Annotated in this window: 25 protein-coding genes; 15 read left to right on the top strand and 10 right to left on the bottom strand. The window is 39.7% G+C overall.

The window, feature by feature from the left end; genetic code table 11:
* Positions 1-25: 25 nt before the first annotated feature.
* Entirely contained in the window at positions 26-886 is an 861-nt protein-coding gene (locus ACXAH9_RS03335; RefSeq protein ID WP_474893447.1) for an SDR family oxidoreductase, read from the bottom strand.
* A 17-nt stretch (positions 887-903) separates the two neighbouring features.
* Between ACXAH9_RS03335 and ACXAH9_RS03330 the strand changes: the two genes are divergently transcribed.
* The 3 genes from ACXAH9_RS03330 to ACXAH9_RS03320 all read left to right on the top strand — a co-directional run bounded on the left by ACXAH9_RS03330 (position 904) and on the right by ACXAH9_RS03320 (position 3650).
* Positions 904-1467 carry a nitroreductase family protein gene (locus tag ACXAH9_RS03330; protein ID WP_474893446.1) on the top strand — a complete coding sequence of 188 codons (564 nt, stop codon included), beginning with the start codon at positions 904-906 and terminating at the stop codon, positions 1465-1467.
* A gap of 111 nt (positions 1468-1578) precedes the next feature.
* On the top strand, positions 1579-2907 hold the full coding sequence (locus ACXAH9_RS03325) for a pyridoxal phosphate-dependent decarboxylase family protein (RefSeq protein WP_474893445.1): 1329 nt from the start codon (positions 1579-1581) through the stop codon (positions 2905-2907).
* 29 nt (positions 2908-2936) lie between these two features.
* Entirely contained in the window at positions 2937-3650 is a 714-nt protein-coding gene (locus ACXAH9_RS03320) for a DUF2490 domain-containing protein (protein ID WP_474893444.1), read from the top strand.
* 38 nt (positions 3651-3688) lie between these two features.
* Here ACXAH9_RS03320 and ACXAH9_RS03315 read toward each other — a convergent pair whose 3' ends face one another.
* Genes ACXAH9_RS03315 through ACXAH9_RS03300 form a run of 4 tightly spaced genes read right to left on the bottom strand, consistent with a single transcriptional unit; the run spans position 3689 to position 6491 of the window.
* The gene (locus ACXAH9_RS03315; protein ID WP_474893443.1) at positions 3689-4234 is read right to left on the bottom strand and encodes a DUF2911 domain-containing protein; all 546 of its coding nucleotides are present in this window, start codon (positions 4232-4234) and stop codon (positions 3689-3691) included.
* An 11-nt stretch (positions 4235-4245) separates the two neighbouring features.
* Entirely contained in the window at positions 4246-4785 is a 540-nt protein-coding gene (locus ACXAH9_RS03310; protein ID WP_474893442.1) for an HD domain-containing protein, read from the bottom strand.
* Between the two features lie 32 nt (positions 4786-4817).
* Positions 4818-5744 (bottom strand): Brp/Blh family beta-carotene 15,15'-dioxygenase, encoded by a 927-nt coding sequence (locus ACXAH9_RS03305; RefSeq protein WP_474893441.1) that lies wholly within the window; start codon positions 5742-5744, stop codon positions 4818-4820.
* A gap of 18 nt (positions 5745-5762) precedes the next feature.
* Entirely contained in the window at positions 5763-6491 is a 729-nt protein-coding gene (locus ACXAH9_RS03300; protein WP_474893440.1) for a bacteriorhodopsin-like, read from the bottom strand.
* 328 nt (positions 6492-6819) lie between these two features.
* On the opposite strand from ACXAH9_RS03300, the gene ACXAH9_RS03295 reads away from it, so the two are divergent.
* The 3 genes from ACXAH9_RS03295 to ACXAH9_RS03285 are packed head-to-tail and all read left to right on the top strand — an operon-like array spanning position 6820 to position 9005.
* Positions 6820-7233, top strand: a complete 414-nt coding sequence (locus tag ACXAH9_RS03295) for a hypothetical protein (protein ID WP_474893439.1) — start codon at positions 6820-6822, stop codon at positions 7231-7233.
* Positions 7234-7242: 9 nt separating this feature from the next.
* Positions 7243-8262 (top strand): sensor histidine kinase, encoded by a 1020-nt coding sequence (locus ACXAH9_RS03290; protein WP_474893438.1) that lies wholly within the window; start codon positions 7243-7245, stop codon positions 8260-8262.
* Complete coding sequence (locus tag ACXAH9_RS03285) at positions 8259-9005, top strand: LytR/AlgR family response regulator transcription factor (protein ID WP_474893437.1); 747 nt, start codon at positions 8259-8261, stop codon at positions 9003-9005. Before ACXAH9_RS03290 ends, ACXAH9_RS03285 begins: the two co-directional genes overlap by 4 nt.
* Position 9006: 1 nt before the next feature.
* Here ACXAH9_RS03285 and ACXAH9_RS03280 read toward each other — a convergent pair whose 3' ends face one another.
* Positions 9007-10047, bottom strand: coding sequence for a mechanosensitive ion channel family protein (locus tag ACXAH9_RS03280; protein ID WP_474893436.1), 1041 nt, complete (start codon positions 10045-10047; stop codon positions 9007-9009).
* Between the two features lie 218 nt (positions 10048-10265).
* Here ACXAH9_RS03280 and ACXAH9_RS03275 point away from each other — a divergent pair, with 218 nt between their 5' ends.
* Positions 10266-11405: a lycopene cyclase family protein gene (locus ACXAH9_RS03275; protein WP_474893435.1), complete on the top strand. Its 1140-nt coding sequence runs from the start codon at positions 10266-10268 to the stop codon at positions 11403-11405.
* Between the two features lie 3 nt (positions 11406-11408).
* On the opposite strand, the gene ACXAH9_RS03270 is transcribed toward ACXAH9_RS03275, so the two are convergent.
* Complete coding sequence (locus tag ACXAH9_RS03270; RefSeq protein ID WP_474893434.1) at positions 11409-12314, bottom strand: DUF6268 family outer membrane beta-barrel protein; 906 nt, start codon at positions 12312-12314, stop codon at positions 11409-11411.
* A 101-nt stretch (positions 12315-12415) separates the two neighbouring features.
* Here ACXAH9_RS03270 and ACXAH9_RS03265 point away from each other — a divergent pair, with 101 nt between their 5' ends.
* The 3 genes from ACXAH9_RS03265 to ACXAH9_RS03255 are packed head-to-tail and all read left to right on the top strand — an operon-like array spanning position 12416 to position 14205.
* The gene (locus tag ACXAH9_RS03265) at positions 12416-12793 is read left to right on the top strand and encodes a SnoaL-like domain-containing protein (protein WP_474893433.1); all 378 of its coding nucleotides are present in this window, start codon (positions 12416-12418) and stop codon (positions 12791-12793) included.
* A 38-nt stretch (positions 12794-12831) separates the two neighbouring features.
* Positions 12832-13755, top strand: a complete 924-nt coding sequence (locus tag ACXAH9_RS03260) for a DUF6624 domain-containing protein (RefSeq protein WP_474893432.1) — start codon at positions 12832-12834, stop codon at positions 13753-13755.
* An 18-nt stretch (positions 13756-13773) separates the two neighbouring features.
* Positions 13774-14205: a DUF1801 domain-containing protein gene (locus ACXAH9_RS03255; RefSeq protein WP_474893431.1), complete on the top strand. Its 432-nt coding sequence runs from the start codon at positions 13774-13776 to the stop codon at positions 14203-14205.
* 125 nt (positions 14206-14330) lie between these two features.
* On the opposite strand, the gene lysS is transcribed toward ACXAH9_RS03255, so the two are convergent.
* Positions 14331-16049, bottom strand: a complete 1719-nt coding sequence (gene lysS, locus ACXAH9_RS03250; RefSeq protein ID WP_474893430.1) for a lysine--tRNA ligase — start codon at positions 16047-16049, stop codon at positions 14331-14333.
* 39 nt (positions 16050-16088) lie between these two features.
* The gene (locus ACXAH9_RS03245) at positions 16089-17267 is read right to left on the bottom strand and encodes a proline dehydrogenase family protein (RefSeq protein WP_474893429.1); all 1179 of its coding nucleotides are present in this window, start codon (positions 17265-17267) and stop codon (positions 16089-16091) included.
* Positions 17268-17328: 61 nt separating this feature from the next.
* On the opposite strand from ACXAH9_RS03245, the gene aroB reads away from it, so the two are divergent.
* A complete protein-coding gene (gene aroB, locus ACXAH9_RS03240; RefSeq protein WP_474893428.1) occupies positions 17329-18351 on the top strand; it encodes a 3-dehydroquinate synthase in 1023 nt (340 codons plus the stop codon).
* Here aroB and ACXAH9_RS03235 read toward each other — a convergent pair.
* Positions 18344-18499, bottom strand: coding sequence for a hypothetical protein (locus tag ACXAH9_RS03235; RefSeq protein WP_474893427.1), 156 nt, complete (start codon positions 18497-18499; stop codon positions 18344-18346). The two genes, aroB and ACXAH9_RS03235, sit on opposite strands and share 8 nt — an antisense overlap.
* Before the next feature lie 69 nt (positions 18500-18568).
* On the opposite strand from ACXAH9_RS03235, the gene ACXAH9_RS03230 reads away from it, so the two are divergent.
* Genes ACXAH9_RS03230 through ACXAH9_RS03215 form a run of 4 tightly spaced genes read left to right on the top strand, consistent with a single transcriptional unit; the run spans position 18569 to position 22604 of the window.
* Entirely contained in the window at positions 18569-19798 is a 1230-nt protein-coding gene (locus ACXAH9_RS03230; protein WP_474893426.1) for a 3-phosphoshikimate 1-carboxyvinyltransferase, read from the top strand.
* A gap of 34 nt (positions 19799-19832) precedes the next feature.
* Positions 19833-20066, top strand: a complete 234-nt coding sequence (locus ACXAH9_RS03225) for an acyl carrier protein (RefSeq protein WP_474893425.1) — start codon at positions 19833-19835, stop codon at positions 20064-20066.
* Positions 20045-21226 carry a cytochrome P450 gene (locus ACXAH9_RS03220; protein WP_474893424.1) on the top strand — a complete coding sequence of 394 codons (1182 nt, stop codon included), beginning with the start codon at positions 20045-20047 and terminating at the stop codon, positions 21224-21226. The genes ACXAH9_RS03225 and ACXAH9_RS03220 overlap by 22 nt, the downstream gene beginning before the upstream one ends.
* 1 nt (position 21227) lies before the next feature.
* A complete protein-coding gene (locus ACXAH9_RS03215) occupies positions 21228-22604 on the top strand; it encodes an MBOAT family O-acyltransferase (protein WP_474893423.1) in 1377 nt (458 codons plus the stop codon).
* Position 22605 lies beyond the last annotated feature (1 nt).

The following is a 22605-nucleotide window of genomic DNA, read 5'->3' as shown; positions in this document are numbered from 1 at the left end:
TAAAGCTAAACTGTTTTACTAAAAGCTATTTAATAAGTCCTAGTGCTTTTCCGAGAATTTTGTCCAGTGTTCGTGTTGGCAATAGGCTCGGCAATGTCCAGTTCTTAAACTTCTGTGCTATGATAATTCTACGAGCCTTCGATTTTTTCTTTTCAAACTCTTTAAAAATAATTTTCGCTGCTGCGCCAGCTGGCAAAGCCTTTTCTACAGAGGGCCCCATGAACTTTTCATGCGATTTTTTCATGATCGGCAGGTATACAGAATCTTTAAATTTATCGAATAAAGGTTCCATTGACTTTTCCCAAATAGGTGTTTTGATAGGTCCTGGCTCTATTAATACTACATCAATTCCGTACATAAGCAGTTCCTTCCTCAGACTTTCGGTAATGCCCTCTACTGCATGCTTCGACCCTACATAAGGCGAAACAAAAGGCATCCCCATTCTTCCGGACACAGAAGAAATCTGCATCATCTTTCCAGGAGCAGTAGAATGATTTTCTCTTGCACCCAATAGTGGCAGAAATGCCTGTGTAACTTTTATCAAACCAAAAACATTGACTTCAAATTGTTGTCTGAAGTCCTCGATCTTTAGATCTATAAAAGGTCCTCCTACGGCCACCCCTGCATTGTTCACCAGGCATCCTAACCCCTCATTACCAATCTCCCCTTCCAGCCATTTGGCAGTTTTCTCAATGGCTTCAAAGTCAGTCACATCAAAAATCATCGGATGAAAATGTTCTCCCAATTCGCCTGACAAACGATCGGCATCAGCTTGTTTTCTTACACTCCCAAATACATTATATCCTTTTTCAACAAATATCTTTGCCAGTTCATATCCGATACCGGTGGAAACACCAGTAATTAAAACGTTCTGTGATTTAGTCATTTAAACAGTTTTCAATAGTGAGTGAAATAAATGCAATCATCCGCAAGCGCCGATCAGTATACCCTGTGCAATATATTGATAAGCCCATCCCCAGAGAAATTCTGAAAGAGCTTCTGCTCAATGCCAACCACGCGCCTACTCACAGACTTACAGAACCATGGCGTTTCAAGATTTTCACCGGTGAGGCTAAATCGAAATTGGGTGAGTTTCTATCAAAGAAATATCAGGAAATCACGTCAAACGCTGATCCCTCCAAAGTCAAGAAGATTCAAATGAAGCCCACCCAGTCAGGAGCTGTTTTAGCCATAATAATGCATCGTGACCCTGCTGAGCGAGTCCCTGAATGGGAAGAAGTTGCTGCTGTGGCATGCGCAGTGCAAAATATCTGGCTTGCCTTGGATCAATATAAATTAGGTGGGTATTGGAGCAGTCCTGCTCTTTGCAAATTTTTAGGTGAGCACGTGCACTTGCAGGAAAACGAAACGTGTATCGGCTTTTTTTATATGGGCTATTGCAAACCTTCTGATCGAATCGTGCAAAAGAAACCGATTGAAGATAAAGTGGAGTGGATTGAGGGGTAATTTACACCGTCATTGCGAATGAGCCTACCTGCCGGCAAAGGCAGGGACGAATGAAGCAATCTTGTCTTTAAGATCGCTTCGCAAGCTCGCGATGACGCAAATTTTGACGGAATGAAATTGGAAAAAGAATCTATACAGCTGCTTTCGAAAGCAATCGAAAAGTTAGAATCCGGATTTGATCTGCCGGATTTCAACACTTCACATGATTATCAAAAAATGGAAGAGGTGATCTTAAAAGCTGCTGAGCGAATGCAGGATAACTATCCCTATTTTCATCCACTCTTCGCAGGACAGATGTTAAAACCTCCACACCCTATTGCCAAGGCAGCTTATATGATGGCTATTTGGATCAACCCGAATAACCATGCCATGGATGGTAGCAAAGCCAGCTCGCCAATGGAAAAAGAGGTGGTTGCTGACCTGGCTAAGATGTTTGGTTGGAATGAGCACCTTGGTCACTTAACCGGAGGAGGCACCATGGCCAATCTGGAAGCCCTATGGGTTTCAGGCAAGATTCACCCGGGCAAAAAGATCATTGCTTCGGATCAGGCTCATTATACGCACGAGCGAATTTCGGAAGTATTGAAGCTTAATTTTGACAAAGTTGCCACCGACCATCAGGGGAGAATTGATCTTGCAGCACTTGAGGAAAAATTGAAAAAAGGTGACGTGGGAACTGTGGTTGGCACCATGGGTACCACCGGGCTTGGGGCGGTCGATCCTTTAGACAAAATTTTAGAGCTGCAAACAAAATACAATTTCAGAATTCATGCAGATGCAGCATATGGCGGTTACTTCAAGCTATTGGCAAACCTTGAAGAACATACCAAAAGCAAATATTCAGTTATTGATCGGGTGGATAGCATTGTTATCGACCCACACAAACAAGGGCTTCAGCCGTACGGTTGTGGATGTGTAATTTTCAAAAACCCAGAAGTAGCTAAGTACTATATTCATGATTCGCCCTATACCTACTTCACATCTGAAGAATTGCATTTAGGAGAAATAAGTCTGGAGTGTTCGCGCGCTGGTGCCTCTGCCGTAGCTCTTTGGGCTACTCATCAATTGATGCCACCAGTGGTAAATGGGCACTTTGCCAATGACCTGGAAAAGTCAAGAAGTGCAGCATTGAAACTTTACGAGAAACTTTCTAAAAGTGATCTTTTTTTCCCTCTGGTAAAGCCCGAAACAGATATTGTTACCTGGACACTAAAGGGTGATAAAACCAGTGATATGTCAAAAGCTGCTCAAGCTCTTTTCAAAAGAGCTGAGAAAAACCAACTATATCTGTCACTCTATAAATACCCAACTGAAAAATTCTCAAATCCTGATTTTGAAATTGATTCCGAATTTCTGATATGCCTTCGTTCTTCAATGATGAAGCCTGAGCATGAGGACTGGATAGAGAAGATTTGGGAACGATTGATTGCTAGTCTATAATTTATAGATTTGCCGCAAAATTGGAATTTATGAAACGAATCGCTCTACTGCTTATACTTGCATCCATCACTAGTTTCACTATCAATGCTCAGGACGACATTCACGGGGATCCGGAATTCTGGTTTCTTATGCTAAATCATTATGAAATCAACGAGAAATGGACGGTTGGGAATGAGCTTCATATCCGACGTACCGATTGGTTTAGTGATCAAAAGCAATTTATTCTACGACCTTTTGTGAATTTTAAACCCGGGGAAAGTGTAATCTACAGCGCCGGATACTCATACATTGAAACGGAACCATATGGCAAATATCCCTTGCCCGCAAAGCTATCGGAGCACAATTTTTGGGAGCAGGTGACAGTGAATCAAAATCTTGGGAAAACTACTCTGTCACACCGCTATAGAATGGAGCATAGGTTTCAGCAGAATTTGGCTCAAAATCTTACGACCGGCGAGGTTACTAAAGACGGATTCAATTTCAGTAATCGATTCAGGTATCGTCTTACGCTTAGAAAACCAATTTCAGAAGATTACTTCATCCATATATTTGATGAGTTGTGGGTATCCGCAGATAGCAACTTCAGACAAGCAACTTACAATCAAAACTGGATTTACCTTGGCGTAGGAAAAAATGTTGGAAACGGAAACATTCAACTGGCCTACCTTCACCAACATGCTAGTGCCGGCGGTATAGTGGAGCGTCATCCTAGTTTGCAGGTGACTATTCAGTACGATTTTTAATAAAAAGAAAAAGGCCATCGATCGATGGCCTTTTCTTTTTATTGTTTTTCCAAGAGCAGTTCCCACTGATACTTATCCCAGAAGAACACTAACCGAGTACCTATAGAATCAGGTTGTGCTTCTATGGTAAACTGTTCTGTATGATCACTTGGATTTACCCTTACAATTGCTGTTGCTAAATCTTGAGAATAATCAGGCTCTGTGTAGCCCCAAAATCGAAGATCCGAGTTTAGCCGTAGCTCCATTTCCCCTTTCCTTGGAATCGCATAGATCACATATTGGCCAGCATCTATTTCCTTATTTCCAAAAAGAAAATCATAACTCACAGTCATATCTGTAGGTTCATTGGCACCTAACCTCCAGTAGACACCATATGGTTGTAGTGCTCCTTCCTCTTCTTCCCCAAAAATAAGTCGATCACGAACAGAAGGTCGTGAATAATTTACGATGACTGTATCGCCATTGGATATCAGCTCCGTTTGACCGGGAGGGCTCAGAGTCCGATTGCGATTATTCAAGTAAGCGTATAAGGCGATAAGTATTACAACTAATACCAACAGCCCGATTAACAATTTCTTTTTCATAACAGTGTGTTTTAGATGTTTAGCTCTTCTTTATGCTTTTTCAGTACTTCAATAATAAAGTTAATGTGTTCGGTCATATCCACACCTAACATCTCAACACCAGCCACTATCTCCTCTCGCTCAACCTTAGCTGCAAAGCTCTTCTGTTTTAGTTTTTTCTTAACTGATTTTGCTGCGAGCGTTTCGATCCCTTCCGGCCGAACCTGACAGCAGGCTACAATAAATCCAGTCAACTCATCGCACGCTAAAAGAGCCTTATCCAAGGTTGTTTCGTAAGGAACATTCCATTTTGTGTAATGTGCTGATATTGCATGCGCAATCTTTTCCTCTCCCTTTTCGCGCAAAAGCGCTACAATTCGATTGGGATGTTCATCAGGATATTTTTCATAGTCCGCATCATGCAGCATTCCGGCAATGGCCCACTCCTCCGTGTCTTCACCAAACTTTTCAGCGTAGGCTTCCATTACAAGTTCCACTGTTCGTGCGTGTCTTAAAAGACTGTCACCCTCAGTCATAGAATGCAGTATCTCTCTGGCTTCATCTCTTTTCATTAGAGAAAAGTAAGAAATGGAAAGGATATATTTTAATTCGTTCGAAGCTTAGGTTTGCTTTTGTAACGGTAGAATTGATCTAAAGTAATCGCGTGTGGTAGTGTAATCAATGAAATCAGGATAAAGAAATAAGTTATCAGACTTGTCTGATTTTCCGGTTTTACAAACCATAGTAAAGCGAGAATCCCTAGAATGGCCAGTAGGCTAAACCCTACTAAATCAGATATAAACCTACCTATATTGTAATGGTTTATTTCTCTTCTAAGCCATAAATATTGGTGTCTAAATGCATTTAATGAGTGAAATAGAACAAAGTAGAGGGTAAATGCCAAGACAAAAGGCATTAGCATGTGACTGATCACAATAAACAATAAGAAAATGAACAGTCGAATGATTTTACGGATACTTGTTCCTTTTCGATAGAGGAAAACCAAGCTTCCAAGTGCCGATAATAGAATCAATGCTGATGTAACAAACCTCCAGTTGCCCATGCTGAATATTTCTCCCTGGATCACAACGGATAAGTAAGGTATGATCTCTTGAAGGTGGTAAAACATGGGAGCGACCAAAATTGTCAAACCCCAGATCATTCGAATTAGTAAACTGGAGCTTTTTATGTCGTGATCCTCTAATAACTCCTGACCAAAATGATAAGAAGACAAAAGGATAAACATGAGAAGTGCTTTGGTAGGATCCAGCAACCACCAAAGGATGTAACCCCCTGCTATTAGAACATACTGTATGACATACCTGATGACACTGGTATCAGAGGAAGTGGAAAGGTGAATGCGATGATCTACTGCACCATGAGGTATACCAAAAATGAGTATTAAGATTAAGCAAAAAGCATTGACAAACTGCGGAGACAAGTCCCAGACAAGAAAATTGACCGTAAGTACAAAGACAGTTCCGTATTGAATAATCCTAACCATGGATAAATAAGAGCGGAATGCAATCACACTCCGCTCAAATTTGCTTTAAGCTGTCGCCTTTTTAGAAGACTGGCTTACAGCAAGACTATATATTACTAAACCGAATCCAATTTTGTTGATGGCGTCACCAATATTGTAGATGATATCCAGTGAGTTTGGAGAAAGTACGCCACTCAATAAACCATCCGTTTCGATAGCCATATACCCGATTGGATAGATTGCCCACCCAACCAAAATAAACCAGGCCAGCGTATTGAATGCTTTTTGTAAAATCGGATCATTGGAACTTTTAGATAATTGTTTTGCCGATCCAAACCATACTTCATAAAAGATACCTAAGTATCCCAGGGTAGAAATAGCTCCCCAAATAGCACTACTATCTCTGAATACCGTCTCACCTAGGTATCCGGTCACTAGCATGAATACAGAGTAAAAGATCATTTTCCAAAGCAATCCGATTTTAGCTCCGAATGCTTTGAGGATCAAGTAAAACTCCACACACATCAAGGGCACTGTCAAAATCCAGTCGATATATCTAAATTCTGTTGGTGAGGCCCCATTTTGCACCCAATAGTCACGCATGTAATAATAATGCACGGCTGCAATAAACGTAATCAGTCCTGACACTAAGAGAGAAGTTCTCCATTTTCCGTCTACACTTTTCATCTCCAGAAAGAAAAAGACGGTCGCTGCTAACATGGCCATACTGCCAATAAAGAAGGTAAACCCTACATAATCACCCGATTGAAGGGTTGCGGCTAATGTTGTATTCATAGTTCTTCAACTTTTAAATTATAGCTTAGTAACCCTCTGTTTTTTTATTTTGTTTAATATTTTAATTTAAAAGTTAAACATTATTGCTGATCAGAAGCGCTCCTGTGTAAAATGGTCTCAGAAAAAATTGAAAAAAAAGAGTTGAAGTACTCTTATCGGTCAGAAATCGTTAAGTTATACAACGAACAGTGTTCGGAGTAAGTCTACCTCCACAATTCAACAAGAGGAAATCCCATTTCAAAAGAATATCATACGTTCCAGGTCCATCTGTGCGACAAAAGCGATAAATACTCGTGTCATTTGTAATAAGAAACCAAAAGACACGATTATGAAAAAGCACGTCACTATCATTCTATTTATACTTTTAGGCACAATTGCCATGGCCCAAGATTTTGAGTTGCCCAAAAAAGGCGCCAAGATCTATGCAAATGATTATACAATCTCGGTAGATACCGACAGTGAAACAACATTCGATCTTTGGTTAGTAAGGTCTCGATTTGCCAAAAGAGCCACATTTCTGGAACCCAAACTGATTTCCAGCTCCGGACTTACCTTCGAAATAGCTCAGGACGAAAATGACCAGGATCATTACATTATTACCGTTTCTGCCAAAGATGTGGAAACAGGTCAATATACAACCACTGTTTCTGCAAGAAGCACAGGTACACAAAAAGTAGTTGGCACTACACTTTCCTTCAATGTTACTCCATCAAAGGCAGTAGCATCCAAAGATGGAGAGTAAATTTGCTTAATGAAATATTGGTATAGGCTAACGATTGGTGTATTTGTCTTCTTATTTTTTAAGTTGACCAGAGATGACTTCAGAGGTGAGTTATTTCATTGGGATCTAGGTACTTCAATATCATTGGTCTACACTGTTATCGTAATTCTCGCGCTATGGGAAATAGTTGCTCGCTACATTCGTGCAACAAGTAATACAACCGGCATAAATTCTAACAAAGGGTTATATATCCTTTCTACAAAGGCAACACTTTTGATGTTGCCTTTGGTGTTTTTGTTTGCATACATTTATGATAACATCCTTCAATACATTAGTTGCTGTCCGGAGCATTATTATGGAAGCTTTCTGATCAATACTGCACAGGGATTTGTCATTTCATTATTAATAATCGCATATGAGATCATTAATTTATACGTAAGGAATGCGATAAAAAACGCCAGGGAAAAAGAGCAAATTCAAAAAGAGCTAGCAGCTGCCAAGCTGGAAAGTCTCAAAAATCAGGTCAATCCCCATTTCCTTTTCAATAGCTTCAGTGTGCTCACCTCACTTGTAGAAGATGATTCTAAAACGGCTGTAAAATTTATCTCGAAGCTTTCAGATATGTATCGCTACATTCTTGAAAACGATGAGAAGACGGTAGTTACACTGGAGGAAGAACTGTCTTTTATTGATAGTTACACTTTCCTTCTCTCGATGCGCCATCGTTCGGCAATAGTTGTACACAAACACCTGGATTTGCCATCCAAAGAAATTTTAATACCTCCCATGTCTATTCAGGTATTGATTGAAAATGCGGTTAAGCACAATTCGTTCTCTATTGATGAACCTTTACATATAATTTTGAAGAATGATGGCCAAAAGGCGATAGTCGTAGAAAATGAAAAGAGGAAAAAAGAACACCTAACCAGTAGTACTCAGATTGGTTTGAAGAATCTTTCAAAAAGACTAATGCTTTCTGCCGGCAGAGCCTTGGAAATTCTGGATAATGAGCAGACATTTCAGGTAAGATTACCCCTTGCACGGTCATGAATGCCATCATCATAGAGGACGAAGAGCTTTCGGCCAGTAGGCTGGAAAAACTGGTGAATGAGCACACAAGCATACGGGTGCAAAGCACTTTCTATTCAGTAAAGTCTGCGATTCAGTGGCTCAAAGAAAATGAAACACCTGACCTTCTTTTCTTAGATATTCAGCTTGGTGACGGCACTGGATTTGACATTCTAAATGCTCTTTCGTCATATCCCAGAGTAATATTCACTACTGCTTTTGATAAGTATGTTTTGGATGCTTTCAGGTACAATAGCGTGGACTACCTGCTAAAGCCAGTGAAATCAGAAGATTTGGTAGCGGCAGTAGAGAAATTAAAAAAAGTACACGCTCAAAGTGACATAAGTGCAGCTGTTGATTCTCTAAGAGATCATATTAAAACTGGCTTCAAGAAAAAATTCCTAATCAAAATTGGTCATAAGTATCAGTCCATTCCTATTGAAGAAATAGCCTATTTCTACAGCGAGTCCAGCACCACTTATCTAAAGACATTGAAAGGTGACAGCCTGATCACCGATCACTCACTTGATGAATTACAAACCATGCTAAACCCTGAAGATTTTTTTCGGATTAACCGGCACATGATGGTTTGTGATAAATACATAAACTCCATCGATTCGTATTTCAACAATCGACTAATACTTACTTTGAAGCCTGAATTTGATGAACAAGTGATTGTGAGCAGGGAAAAGGTTAAGGCCTTTAAAGAGTGGTTGGATAGATAGCTCACCCATCTTTCTCTAGCGTTACCCGACTCTTTGGTAACATTTCAGGAAACTCCCTTTGCAAAAACTCAATAAGCTTTTCCCTTACATGTACGCGGAGACTCCATGCATCATTTGCATTATCTGCACCTATTAGTGCACGAATCTCCATCGCCTTCTCAGTACTTCCCGTCACCTGAATATTAGCTGTCTCTCCATCCCACATAGGATTATCTTTTACAATTCTTTTGAGCTCCTTCCTCACTGGTTCTAAAGGCAAATGATAGTCAACATATAGGTACACAGTACCAAGCATATCACCACTCTTTCTAGTCCAGTTTTGAAAAGGCTTTTCAATAAAGTAAGTAGATGGCACTACAAGCATTCTTTTGTCCCAGATTGCCACCACAACATAGGTCAGGGTCATTTCATGAATCGTCCCCCACTCCCCTTCCACAATCACTACATCCCCTAAGCGAATGGGTTGAGTTATGGCTAACTGAAACCCAGCCAACAGGTTTGCAATCAAACGCTGAGCAGCCAGACCAATAATCACACCCGCAATTCCTGCTGAAGTAAGAATGCTTACTCCTACCCTTCTGATGCTATCGAAAGTCATTAATATCAGTGCAATGGCCAGGATGATGATGATAACAATCACAATTCGTTCGAAGAGCCTGACCTGAGTAAAGAGCTTTCTCATCTTCAGGCTACTACCAACATCCTGTTTATATCTCCTCACTATTGAATCCCGAATCCCTTTCACAATCCCAATCAACAGCCATGTGACAGCCATGATATTTACAATTTGAGAGAGTTGCTTTATAAAAGGTGTTTTGGATTCAAAATAAAGTTCAGGCCATAGCTGCAAGGAGAGAACGATAACGACAAAAACAAATGGATTCTTAACACGAGGCAGGTCCTTACTCAATTCGGAATGGCTAACCCTCAGTATTTTTTTGATTATCCAGTAAAAGGTAAGACCTAAAATCAGGCCTCCCAGGAAAATACCAAGTAGCCACAATGCTTGTTCATGCCATGGTAATACATTTAATTTTTCCATACGGCAAAGGTAAGGCACGCAAGAAGAGTTCTTAATTCAGACTGCTTTTGTTTACAGGTTTTAAGGCACGAACACCTTTTCACATTCTTTGGCTACATGATATTAAGATTTTGAATTGACTTTTAAACAAAAACGTATGAAAACGATTTATCAGATAAGTAGTAATAGTTTGGTGAATAGGGAGTCTTGCTTTTGCAAGGCTCTTTATCTTTAACCCAATGGATCAAAAACATTATGATTATGCAATAATTGGAGCAGGAGCAGCTGGGCTTCAGCTCATTCTCAAAATGATCCATGATCCATTTTTTACGGAAAAATCAATTCTTATTCTCGATAAGGATGATAAGAATACGAACGATCGAACCTGGTGCTTTTGGGAGCAGGGAAAAACCAAATGGGATGATCTTGCCACCCACACCTGGCCACAAGGGCAATTCATAAATAATAAAGAAACCATTGACTTTGACCTGAGCCCTTATCGATATAAAATGGTTCGATCGGCAAATTTCTATCGTGTAGCTAAAGATGAGCTAGCTACTACATCTAATGTCACATGGGTCAAAGATGAAATAGCCAATATTGAGGATCAGAATATTGAAGGGTCAATAAACCATTATTCAGCTACACATATTTTTGATAGCCGTATTCCTCAGGAATTTCATGACAAACAGGATGATTACCACTCACTGATTCAGCATTTCAAGGGGTGGTTTATCAAAACCAAAAAACCGGTATTTGATCCCAACACTTTCACCATGATGGATTATCGGCTAAAGTGGAAAGACAGCACCAGCTTTACCTATGTGCTTCCTATATCAGAAACCGAAGCATTAGTGGAGTTCACACTTTTCAATGATCAGCTTCTGATGGTTGGGGAGTATGATCAATACCTTGAAAAATACCTCAAGACCTATCTCAACTTATTTGATTATGAAATTGAAGAAGTGGAGCAAGGCATGATTCCTATGTCGGATTACCCATTTCACAAACACCACTCCAGGTTCATTACCAAGATCGGCACAGCAGGCGGTTGGGTACGGCCTTCTTCCGGATATTCTTTCAAAAATGCCGATCGATATTCTACCATGATGATCGAAAATATTAAAAATGGAAACAGACCAGAAAAAGGAATAGCCACTTCGAGGTTTAGAACATATGACTCCATTTTTCTAAAAGTGCTATCATCAAGAAATGACCTGGGGGAGGAGATATTTACCCGACTGTATACCAAACCAGATATCCAGTCTGTTTTCAGGTTTCTGGATGAAGAAAGTTCCCTGCTAGAAGATATGAAGGTGATGTTCTCTTTAAATAAGCCTCAGTTTTGGAAGGCTTTTCTGAGCACATTTTTCGGCTAAAAATCAGATTTTGCACCTAATCCCTATCCGATACAGCATTGCATTATCAATAGCAGGAATAAACACATTTTCCTTTCCATCTCTCAGTTGAACATCAGAAAACATCGTTCTTGTGATATTGAGATACGCTTCAAAATGCTTTGAAATACTGTATTCATACCTTGCACCAGATAGTATTAAAAACATTCGAATACGATCTGCAAAAACATCATTGTTTATAACTACCCCATTTTGCAGGTTAGTATTAAACCCATCACCTTCCGCGTAAAGTTGAATGCGATGTTTCTGATCAAAATAGTATTTCAAATTGGATGAAGGTGCACCAATGGTATATGACCATTTCTCATGAAATTTTCTATAGTAACTAAAAAAAGGAAAGGGGGCCGGAAAACGTGTGGTAGTTGCATAGTACAGTCCTGCTATGATACGATGAGGCTTTTTAGCTTTATTAGGATCTATTTTATCTTTAACAAACACCACTATCCCTGAAACAAGGAAATCTCTTCTAATCAAACTTCCCTCAAGATTGCTTGTAAATGACGGGGATATCTGAACACCCAGATACCAATCATTTTTCAGTTCATAGATATAGGCAAGTGCCAAATCCAAAGACTTAAAATTCTCTGCTTCGCTCTTATCATATGAGTCCTGTTCCTCATCAAATCGAAATTGAATGTTGCTGTAATCAAGTCCTGCAAAAAAGTAGGCCTTTTCATTCAGCTTGACAGGAATATTGAAAAGCACTCGCTGACGTTGATATTCGAAATTAGCATCATCACCCGGCAGGTAGGTATACTCGATTTTGGCCAGATCCAGATACTGGCACTGCCCCAAATAACACGCTACAACCCCAAGTACTAAAAACAGCTTTCGCATAGAATCCGCCAAGATCGGAAAATTTCTTTCCACGTGAATGAAGATTGTTTTTATTTCGACCAATATCAGTGACATAGGGCTGTCACTCCAACTGATTTCTTTGAGTCATGTTCAAATTCTAAATCAAAAAAATTATGACAACACAAGAAGTAGCAACTGAAATGGTCACACTCTGCAGGGCTGGTAATTGGGAGGAGTGCATCCAGAAATTTTACTCGACAGATATCATAAGCATTGAACCGGAAGGTGCCAAATGGGGAACCGTACAGGGTTTGGATGCGATTGCGAAAAAAGGTCAGGAATGGCAAGAGATGGTAGCTGAGTTTCATTCGAGTGAGATATCAGACCCAATTGTTGCAGAGAATTTCTTCTCCATTACAATGAAATCGAAGATAACTATGAAAGGAATGGATCAGCCAATAAATATGGATGAAGTATGTGTGTACGAGGTAAACGATGGAAAGGTGGTAAAAGAACAATTTTTCTACACACCTATGCCGGAATTTGCATAATCTCACGTGAAAGAATCATAAGACATAAACCGTCAGATATGGCGGTTTTTGTGTTTTCAAAGAATGAATATTTGATTTATTTAATTAATGCATTAGCTTATCAACTTATCGTTACATTCTATATTATTTCAATTTCCATGAGATCAACTCTATTGACAATCCTACTTGCGATATTTATTTATTCATGCAATACAACTGAAAGTGATTCTAAACTTACGCTAATTTCTCCACACGAAACAATTCAGAGAGCTATGGATGGAAAACTAGATTATTCCTATGCTGAATTTAAAAATAAAAATGGTGAGGAATTAACAGAGCAAGATAGGCGTCTTTTGAATCAAGGGAAAATGGCAAAAGACTATTATGAAGATGAAAATGGTCTAATTAAAGAAGTACGGGTTCGTCCCATTGAGTTAAACGACAAGTTTAATGAAATTCAAATAAGGGCAATTTCAAATAACCCTATTGCTGATATTGAAATTATTGATGTTGACTGTGAAAACATAAACTATTTGTACTCGGAAATAGAAAAGACTGATCAGGAAGTCAGAAATAATGGTGGAGATATGCTGGAAGTTGACAGATTAAATCAACAATTACTCATTTCCATTTTATCTAAATGCGGTTGGACAGAAGAACATTTACATACAGCTTGGCTCGTATTTCAACACTCCCCCACAGAAATGATGGCTTATTACTACCCTAAGCTTAAAGAATACTCTAATCAAGGAAAAATAAGTGCAAGTACATTGGCCTTAATGGAAGATAGACTGCTTATGAACAATGGATATAAGCAAGTATACGGTTCTCAAATCAGGAACGGTAGTTTATATGATCTCGAAGATCCTGACAATGTAAACAAAAGAAGATCAGAAATTGGACTTGGTCCTATTGAAGAGTATATATCGATGTGGGGACTGAACTTTGAAGATGAAAAAGAGCGAATGAAAACTGATCATTAAAGTCGTTTGTAGAAACAATTGAGTAATTATAAAATCATACCCTGCCCAGAAGTTGAATCCACATTCTCCTCCTACCCTCCTCAAGCCAGAGAAAAAGTAGCTCATCTCCGTAAACTCATCCTGGAAACAGCAAAAGAAATAGGTATCACTGACCTGGAAGAAACCTTGAAGTGGGGAGAACCCAGCTACCTCACCAAGCATGGCAGCACCATCCGCATCGATTGGAAAGAAAAGAAGCCTGATAAGTATGCGATGTACTTTAAATGCACCAGTAAACTCGTACCTTCATTCCAACTCGCTTTCGGAGATACATTCCGTTATGAAACCACCCGTGCCATCGTCTTCAAGCTTGATGATGAGGTGCCTGAAAAAGAATTGAAGCAATGTATCAAAGCGGCTCTGACTTATCACAAGGTGAAGAAGATGCCGCTGTTGGGGATTGGTGAGTGAGAGAATCACATCCCCCTCCCAAGCTCAGGCTATACACATAAAAGTAACCTTTGGAGCCAAGAAACATGAGGTATAGATTTCTCACCATCGTACCTCCGGTTCGAAATGACATAAATACGGATTTGTTAAACCACCTCCACAAACAAGCCCTCATCGGTCTTATTCACTTTGGCAAATCCACCTTGCGTTAGCTTTTTAATCGCCTTGTCCCACTTTTTATTGGAAAGTCCGGATTGCTCTTTCAATGCATTCAAATCCATATTCCCTTCCTTCTCCAACATTTCAAATACCACTTTTACATCCCCTTCAAGCTCGGCTGCTCTGGATTTTACTTCTGGTCGCATCTGTGGGAAGAACAACACATCCTGAATGGAATTGGAGTTGGTCATGATCATTGTCAATCGATCTATTCCAAGACCTACACCGGCGGTTGGAGGCATACCAAACTCAAGCGCTCGAAGGAAATCTTCATCCAATGTCATGGCCTCATCGTCCCCTCTTTTACCCAACTCCAGCTGCTCCTCAAATCGCTCCCGCTGATCTACCGGATCGTTCAACTCTGAATAAGAATTCATTATTTCCTTTCCATTACAGATCGCCTCAAATCGCTCTACCAAGCCTTCCTTAGATCGGTGTTTCTTGGTCAATGGCGACATCTCTACCGGATAATCAGTAATGAATGTAGGCTGAATCAATAATGGCTCGCATTTCTCACCAAAAATCTCATCGATGATCTTGCCCTTACCCATGGTATCATCCAATGGCACCTCTAATTTCTTTGCAGTCTCTCGGAGCTCACCCTCGTCCATCTCCGAAATATCAATTCCGGTGAAATGCTCAATCGCCTCAAACATGGTGAAACGCTTCCATGGTCGCTGGAAATTAATCTCATGTTCACCCACCTGCACCTTCGTATCTCCGTGCAGATCCAACGCCACTTTTTCGATCATTGCTTCCATCAGATCCATCATCCAGTTGTAATCCTTATAAGCCACATAGAGCTCTACCTGTGTGAATTCCGGATTGTGGAATCGGCTCATACCTTCATTCCGGAAATCCTTCGCAAACTCAAACACTCCATCGTACCCTCCAACTATCAATCTTTTCAGATACAGCTCATTCGCAATTCGCAAATAGAGCGTCATATCCAGTGTGTTATGGTGTGTTTTGAATGGACGGGCAGCCGCACCACCGTAAAGTGGCTGAAGAATTGGTGTTTCAACTTCCAGGTAGCCTTTATCGGCAAGAAACTCCCGTATAGAATTTACCAGCTTTGTTCGTTGAATGAAGGTGTCTTTCACCTCCGGATTTACGATCAAATCCAGATATCGCTGACGGTATCGCTGCTCGGGATCCTTGAAGGCATCATAAGTCTTTTTATTTCCCTCTTCATCAGTCGTTTCCTTCACTATAGGAAGCGGACGAAGGGATTTTGTCAACAGTTTCAGTTCAGTTACATGAACAGAAATCTCTCCTACCTCTGTCTTAAAGACATAGCCTTTGATACCTATAATATCTCCGATATCCAGCTTCTTTTTGAAGACATCATTGTAAAGAGATTTATCCTCATCCGGACAGATATCATCCCTGCGTAAATAGATCTGAATACGACCGCTTGAATCCTGCAATTCAGCGAACGATGCAGACCCCATGATCCTTCTGCTCATGATTCGTCCTGCAAGAGATACGTTTGTGTAGTCCCCCGGACGGCTATCAAAATTTTTCTTGATGTGTTTGGCAGTCATATTCACACCAAAAGATTCGGCAGGATACGGATCAATACCCATCGCCATCAATTCTTCTCTGGATTTTCTTCGTTGGATTTCCTGTTCGCTTAACTGCATTTTATTTGCTTGTATTCTTTTCTTTATTTAATCTTATTCTCAGGCTGACTTTCTTCTTTTCAGCTCTTTTTTTACAAGGGTATATTCTCTTCCACTTTGTCCGGCTATTGAAGTGTTTTCTTCTGCTCTTCTAAATAGATAGGGCAACACCTTTTCTACTGGACCATATGGTACATACTTTGCGACATTGTAGCCCAAGTGAGCCAACTTGAATGAAATGTTGTCACTCATTCCTAATAGCTGAGCAAAAAAGACTCGATTGTCTTTCTTAGCTATTTCCTGTTCTTCCATTAGCCTTGCCAACAACTTGCTTGAGTTCTCGTTATGAGTTCCTGCACATAACCCCATACGATCAATGTGCTTCATACAAAATGTTAACGCTTCATCGTAATCCTTATCAACAGCTTCTTTGTTTGCGTGGATAGGAGATTCATATCCCATTTCTTCCGAACGCTCTCGTTCTTTTTCCATGTAAGCACCTCTCACCAGCTTCGCGCCCAGGTAATAGCCATTCACCTCAGCCTCGATCTGTGCTCGTGTAAGCCTGTCCAGCATATCATGGCGATACATTTGGTAGGTATTATAGACAATCGGTCGCTCCTTGTTGTATTTAGCCATCATCCGATAAGCAATACCATCAATGAAGCTTTGGAACCATGATTCCTCAGCGTCAATCATCACCATCAAACCTTTACTGCTTGCCTTGTGCACGATCTCATCTACGCGCTGCTCACAGTTATAGAGTTTTGTTTTCTCAACCTCCGTCAGCTTCTCTTTATTCTGTGCTTTTGTCATTAGATCAGTAGAACCCAATCCGGAAAGTTTCAATACACAGAAAGGAATGTGATCATTAGTAGATGCAAAATCGATGACTCTCAAGGCCTCCTCCTTTGTGTCATCATAGCCATCTTCATTATTCAGCCCCTCAACCGAATAATCAAGTATGGTCTGGACGTTGTAATCTCCTAATCGATTGATAGTGTTGCTACAATCTTTAATGGACTCTCCCCCACAAAACTGATTGAAGATGGTTTTCTTAATGATCCCTTTTACAGGTAATTTCAGCTTTAAAGCCAGGTTAGTCATCACAGTGCCTGTTTTCACCATCCACGGCTTACTCATGGAAGTGAATACAAAGTGTGAGTTCCTCAGCTCCGACGTTGATCGATGCGCAAAAGCAGTTGCGGTATCATCAAAATTGATTGACTCTGATTGCATATTTTTGAAAATCGGTGTGCAAAGATAGCTAACAGATTCACACCATTATCTGTTTAATCAAATGTCTAATAATCTTCCTTCATATCTCACCATTTCAACAGATATCAATAGCGATTTAAGCAACGCAATTGAAACGTTGAAACCAGATAAAGTCGCCGTACTGGTAGATGAGAACACCAAAAAATATTGTTTGCCTCACTTACATGTTTCGGTAGATTCCCAAATCGAAATTCAAAGTGGTGAGAAACACAAAACGCTGGAAACCTGCAGTTATATTTGGCATCAACTTACCGCAATCGGATGTACTAGAAAGAGTTTGTTGATCAATCTTGGAGGTGGCGTGATCGGAGATATGGGTGGTTTTGCAGCCAGTACCTACAAAAGAGGAATGCCATTTATCAATATTCCAACAACGCTCCTTTCTCAGGTTGATGCAAGTGTTGGAGGTAAGCTTGGTATTGATTTTGAAGGTTTGAAGAATCATATTGGTGTTTTCCAGGATCCGGCTCGTGTCATAATCAATACAGAATTCCTTAAAACACTCCCTAAAAGAGAGCTCAAATCAGGATTTGCCGAAATAGTAAAGCATGCTTTGATTAGAAGTACAGAGCAGTGGGAATACCTGAACCGATATTCATTCGAAGAAATCAACTGGGAGGAAATCATTCCAAAATCCATCAACATTAAAAATGAAGTGGTTCAGGAAGACCCGAAAGAAGGAGGATTACGAAAAATTCTAAATTACGGGCACACCATCGGGCATGCACTGGAATCTCATTTTTTAGCTTCGGATAACCCGCTATTACATGGAGAAGCAATTGCCTGGGGGATGATAGTAGAGAATGAACTGGCAGTTGAAATTGGGATGCTGGATAATAGGGTATGCAACAAAATCAATACTTTTCTTCGATCCAACTATGAGGTTCCTCAGCGAACACCAACCCTCGAAGAGCTTGTATCACACTTATTACAAGACAAAAAAAATGATGCACGAGGCATCAGGTTTTCATTGATAAAAAAAATAGGGGCATGCGCCCACGATGTACTCGTGGAAGAAACTGTACTTAAGGATATCCTTAAATAAATAAGTCTTCCTTGTCGCTATTTCTGTCGTCCTGAGAAGTCTGCTGTTCTTTCTTTTTTACTGTTTTTTTTGGCGAGCTTAGAAAGAAAGTTAGAGCACCTAAGGCGATAGAAGCGAAAATTGTTCCTATGGTTCTAGATCTTGACATATTATAATTTATTGACAACTTAGCAACGCAATAAGTTGTAAGAATGTTTGTCAAAAAGCCTGCCAAAAATTGAAGAATCGACTAAAAAGGTATAATTCCGGATTAAAAGGTACCATTACACTGGAATCTTCTAAAAGTGAAAGTAATCGTGCACTCATTATAAATGCTTTGGCTGGTGGAAACGTGTCTGATATTCACAACCTTTCCAATGCTCGCGATACACAAACCATGCGTTCCTTACTCCAGACAAACCCAGAGGTTTATGATGTAAAAGATGCGGGTACCACCATGCGATTTTTGACCGCTTACCTGGCCATTCATGGACAAGGAAAAATCATAACGGGTACGGAACGAATGAAAAACCGTCCAATCGGACCATTGGTAGATTCGCTTCAAACTTTGGGAGCAACAATTAAATACCTAGAGAAAGACGGCTATCCTCCTTTAAAAATCCATCGAATTGAAAAACAACTGACAAACAAAATCGCTATTCCGGGAAACATCAGCAGTCAGTACATTAGCGCCCTACTAATGATTGCTCCATGTTTGGAACAAGGACTTGAACTCACTTTAACCTCTGAGATTTACAGCCGACCATATATTTTAATGACGCTTTCGCTGATGAAAGCTTTTGGGGTTGATCATAAGTGGACTGGAAATACGATCAGTGTTCCAAACAAAGCCTACAAACCTGCTGTGTATACTATTGAGGGGGACTGGTCAGGGGCGAGCTACTGGTATTCGTTCATCTCGATGGCTCCTGAAGGATCAGAGATCCAATTACCTACCTTGAGGAAGGATTCTACACAGGGCGATATCGCCATTGCTTCTATCATGAATGAGTTAGGTGTTGAAACGATTTTTCGATCTGATAAGGTGCTACTGAAAAAGAAGCCCATAGCGCAAACTGCACTCAGCTTAGACTTTAGAAATTGTCCGGATTTAGCTCAAACGGTAATGATATCCGCAGCAGTAAATCAAGTTGCTTTAGAGATGACCGGATTGGAAAGTCTGAAAATAAAAGAGACAGATCGAATTAACGCCATGCAAACTGAACTTGCGAAGATTGAAGCAACACTATCTGAAAACGAAAATAGCTGGAAGCTAACGCCCTCGCTACAACTTCCTAGCGAAGTAGAGGTCGAAACTTATGAAGATCATCGCATGGCCATGGCCTTTGCTCCGCTTTGTATGAAAATGGATGTAACCATTGAGGATCCCAGGGTCGTTGAAAAGTCTTACCCTGAGTTTTGGGATGAGGTGAAAAAAATCGGTCCTATAGTAGATTTAACTGAATAAATAGCCAAATTCAAGTTTAATTAATTTTATATTCATGATCACTGATACCACCAATTGGCTTATTGACAAACTTGCTGAAGAAACTGGGGAAGAAAAAGAGAGTATCTCTGCAGATCAGCCATTTGATACCATGAATTTAGATTCATTGTCTCTCTTATCCTTAGCTCACGAAATCGAATCAGCATTTTCTATTGAAGTGGACCCTACTGCCTTAACTGAGTATGATAATGTTGAGAAATTAGCAAAATGGATTCAAGATCAGAAGTAATATGGAATCCGTTCACAAAGGGTTATCAAACTGATCCGTATCCGCACTTAGCAGCCTGTAGAGAATCTAATCCAATTCAAATTGGAACACAAAAAGCATGGACATTTTTTAAATATGAACATGTGAGTAAGATTTTGAGATCTAAAGACTTTGAAGCCTCTAATTTAAGCGAGTATTTGAGAGATAAGGAGGAGTACATTTTCAAAGGAACTAGCCAATGCCCAATTCTTGGAGAAACTACGAAACTGTGGCCAATGTATCTCTCAGGAGAGCTTCACAGGCTTATAAGAGTTGGTGTCCTAAAGGTGTTTAATCAGCTTGGTTTCAAAGAAATCATCAATGAGTCAATTGCATTAGCAAATCAAGTATTTAAAGATAAAAGACAATTCAACCTGGTTGATTATTGTAGTTTCTATATCTATGAGGTAGTGAGGAGAGCTTTTGATATTTCAATGAGCTACGATGAATTACATGAATATTCAAACTTTGCTGCAATCAGCCAGGATATTTTCGTCCCAAAGCAGATTTACCGAGAAATTAATAAGTGGTTTTTATGGGGAAAAGAAATTTTCAAGGACTCTAGGTATAAAGATCAACTCATTGAAGAATTTAAGAATCATGATTTACTGCTTAGCGAGAATGATGTGTTTTCATTAATGGTCGTAACCGTTATGGCAGCATATGAAACATCCAAAGACAATCTTTCTATCGCACTCGCTGAAATTCTTAAAAAGAAAACACTTATTAATTATACGCTTTTTTCTAAAGCTGAAAATCAAAATGTTTTGATTGAAGAGTTATTTAGATTCACATCACCTCTTCAGTTTACTATCCGCGTTAACAAGCACCGACTAAAATTTCAAGACATAGAAATCCCTGAAAAGTCAAAACTCTATCTATCCATAGCAAGCGCGAACCGTGATCCTGAACAGTTTGAGAACCCTAATGAGATTGTCCCGGACAGATATCCGAATGATCATCTCGCTTTCGGTGGAGGTTCGCACTTTTGTCTTGGAGCCAACATCGCTCGTGCAGAATTGAGAACATGTCTTAAACCAATGATGAATTTTCTTAAAAATTATCACCTAAACGATGATAGTATGATCTGGAAAAAACAGATCTTTATGAGAAACCTTCAGTTTGTTTTAGTGAGCAAATGAAATGCATAGTTTAAACTTCATCATCATTGGCACCACTATCTTATTAGGAATTTGTTTATGCAAGCTATTACCAAAAAACAATAAATGGTGCGGGCTACTACTTCCAAGCTTACTTTTGCTCATTTATTTCGCAGGAGAAAAATCAATTGTGCTAATTGCCATGTGGCTCTTCACCTATCTGTTTGGCCGAGCTATTGCGCATAATAGCATCCCATCATGGACATACGTTTTAGTCATTTTAAGTGCTCTCGTTATTAGCAAACTCTCCGAACAAGGCAATCATTTTACCAAACATACAACTTCCATTCTAACAGCTAACATTCAATTTGACTGGGCAAATCTTTTCCAGATTATTGGCATCTCTTATTTCACATTCCTGGCTTTGAGTTATTTGTTTGACATCAAAAGAGGGTATATCAAACCAGAGACGAACCCATTTAAACTTTTACTATTTCTAATCTATTTTCCAACGATATTCTCAGGTCCTCTGCACAGGTATAAATATTTAAGTAAACAGTTCAAAGAAATCAAAGTAACAAACGATTCAATTTCAGCCGGTCTTCGGCTTATACTTTGGGGTCTCTTTAAAAACCTGGTAGTTGCCACCTACCTTTTCAAGGTGCTTAACAACCTGTTGAAGAATGAGATTAGTGGTCCATACTATCTAATCTGTGGCCTTCTTTTCTTCCTTTATCTATTTGTAAACTTCAGCTCTTTCATTGACTTATTTCAGGGGGTTTCCCAGCTATTCAGTATTAAACTGAAAGACAACTTTCGAAGCAGGGCATACTTATCTCCCAGTAGACAATATTTTTGGAGAGGCTGGCACATCACATTGAACGAATGGTTCAGGGATTATTTTTTCTTCCCCTTTGCTAAACTCAATCGTACTCGAAATTTCATCGACCTGATATTGCTTTTTACTTTTTTATTGATAGCCCTTTGGCATGAGGTATCATTGATTGTATTCTTTTGGGGAGTATTAAATGGGACATGGATAATACTTGAAAAGAGAGCTAAGCACGAACATTGGCCTCTACCGAGTGCTCGACATTATTTAGGTATATGTTACCACTTCTTTTTTGCCAGCATTCTTGCTATGGTATTTATCAGTCCATCTTTAAGTGAATTGGTAAAGCAAATAAGCAGCAAACCACACTTACCATTAGATCAGATAACTCCAAGGTCTTTTATCATAATGGTAGTCAGTTTTTCTCTGATGGATTATTTCGCAAAGAAAACAACTGCCATTAGGATAAGTGATTATCTCAAGTCACAGACTCTGGTTTACCGGTGGAGCTTCTATTTAATTTTAACAGCGATAATTCTTGTGTTCGGAAACTCTGGTCAAATTGATAATTACTACAACCAGTTTTGAC

Source organism: Ekhidna sp. ABH4_415 (assembly GCF_056161305.1).
This window is presented reverse-complemented; position numbering and strand designations above follow the sequence as displayed.

Bases quoted from the DNA above. Each gene is read 5' to 3' on its own strand.
- ACXAH9_RS03335 (WP_474893447.1), bottom strand. From the start codon at position 886: ATGACTAAATCACAGAACGTTTTAATTACTGGTGTTTCCACCGGTATC.
- ACXAH9_RS03325 (WP_474893445.1), top strand. From the start codon at position 1,579: ATGAAATTGGAAAAAGAATCTATACAGCTGCTTTCGAAAGCAATCGAA.
- ACXAH9_RS03320 (WP_474893444.1), top strand. From the start codon at position 2,937: ATGAAACGAATCGCTCTACTGCTTATACTTGCATCCATCACTAGTTTC.
- ACXAH9_RS03315 (WP_474893443.1), bottom strand. From the start codon at position 4,234: ATGAAAAAGAAATTGTTAATCGGGCTGTTGGTATTAGTTGTAATACTT.
- ACXAH9_RS03310 (WP_474893442.1), bottom strand. From the start codon at position 4,785: ATGAAAAGAGATGAAGCCAGAGAGATACTGCATTCTATGACTGAGGGT.
- ACXAH9_RS03300 (WP_474893440.1), bottom strand. From the start codon at position 6,491: ATGAATACAACATTAGCCGCAACCCTTCAATCGGGTGATTATGTAGGG.
- ACXAH9_RS03295 (WP_474893439.1), top strand. From the start codon at position 6,820: ATGAAAAAGCACGTCACTATCATTCTATTTATACTTTTAGGCACAATT.
- ACXAH9_RS03290 (WP_474893438.1), top strand. From the start codon at position 7,243: ATGAAATATTGGTATAGGCTAACGATTGGTGTATTTGTCTTCTTATTT.
- ACXAH9_RS03285 (WP_474893437.1), top strand. From the start codon at position 8,259: ATGAATGCCATCATCATAGAGGACGAAGAGCTTTCGGCCAGTAGGCTG.
- ACXAH9_RS03280 (WP_474893436.1), bottom strand. From the start codon at position 10,047: ATGGAAAAATTAAATGTATTACCATGGCATGAACAAGCATTGTGGCTA.
- ACXAH9_RS03275 (WP_474893435.1), top strand. From the start codon at position 10,266: ATGGATCAAAAACATTATGATTATGCAATAATTGGAGCAGGAGCAGCT.
- ACXAH9_RS03265 (WP_474893433.1), top strand. From the start codon at position 12,416: ATGACAACACAAGAAGTAGCAACTGAAATGGTCACACTCTGCAGGGCT.
- ACXAH9_RS03260 (WP_474893432.1), top strand. From the start codon at position 12,832: ATGGCGGTTTTTGTGTTTTCAAAGAATGAATATTTGATTTATTTAATT.
- lysS (WP_474893430.1), bottom strand. From the start codon at position 16,049: ATGCAGTTAAGCGAACAGGAAATCCAACGAAGAAAATCCAGAGAAGAA.
- ACXAH9_RS03245 (WP_474893429.1), bottom strand. From the start codon at position 17,267: ATGCAATCAGAGTCAATCAATTTTGATGATACCGCAACTGCTTTTGCG.
- aroB (WP_474893428.1), top strand. From the start codon at position 17,329: ATGTCTAATAATCTTCCTTCATATCTCACCATTTCAACAGATATCAAT.
- ACXAH9_RS03235 (WP_474893427.1), bottom strand. From the start codon at position 18,499: ATGTCAAGATCTAGAACCATAGGAACAATTTTCGCTTCTATCGCCTTA.
- ACXAH9_RS03225 (WP_474893425.1), top strand. From the start codon at position 19,833: ATGATCACTGATACCACCAATTGGCTTATTGACAAACTTGCTGAAGAA.
- ACXAH9_RS03220 (WP_474893424.1), top strand. From the start codon at position 20,045: ATGGATTCAAGATCAGAAGTAATATGGAATCCGTTCACAAAGGGTTAT.
- ACXAH9_RS03215 (WP_474893423.1), top strand. From the start codon at position 21,228: ATGCATAGTTTAAACTTCATCATCATTGGCACCACTATCTTATTAGGA.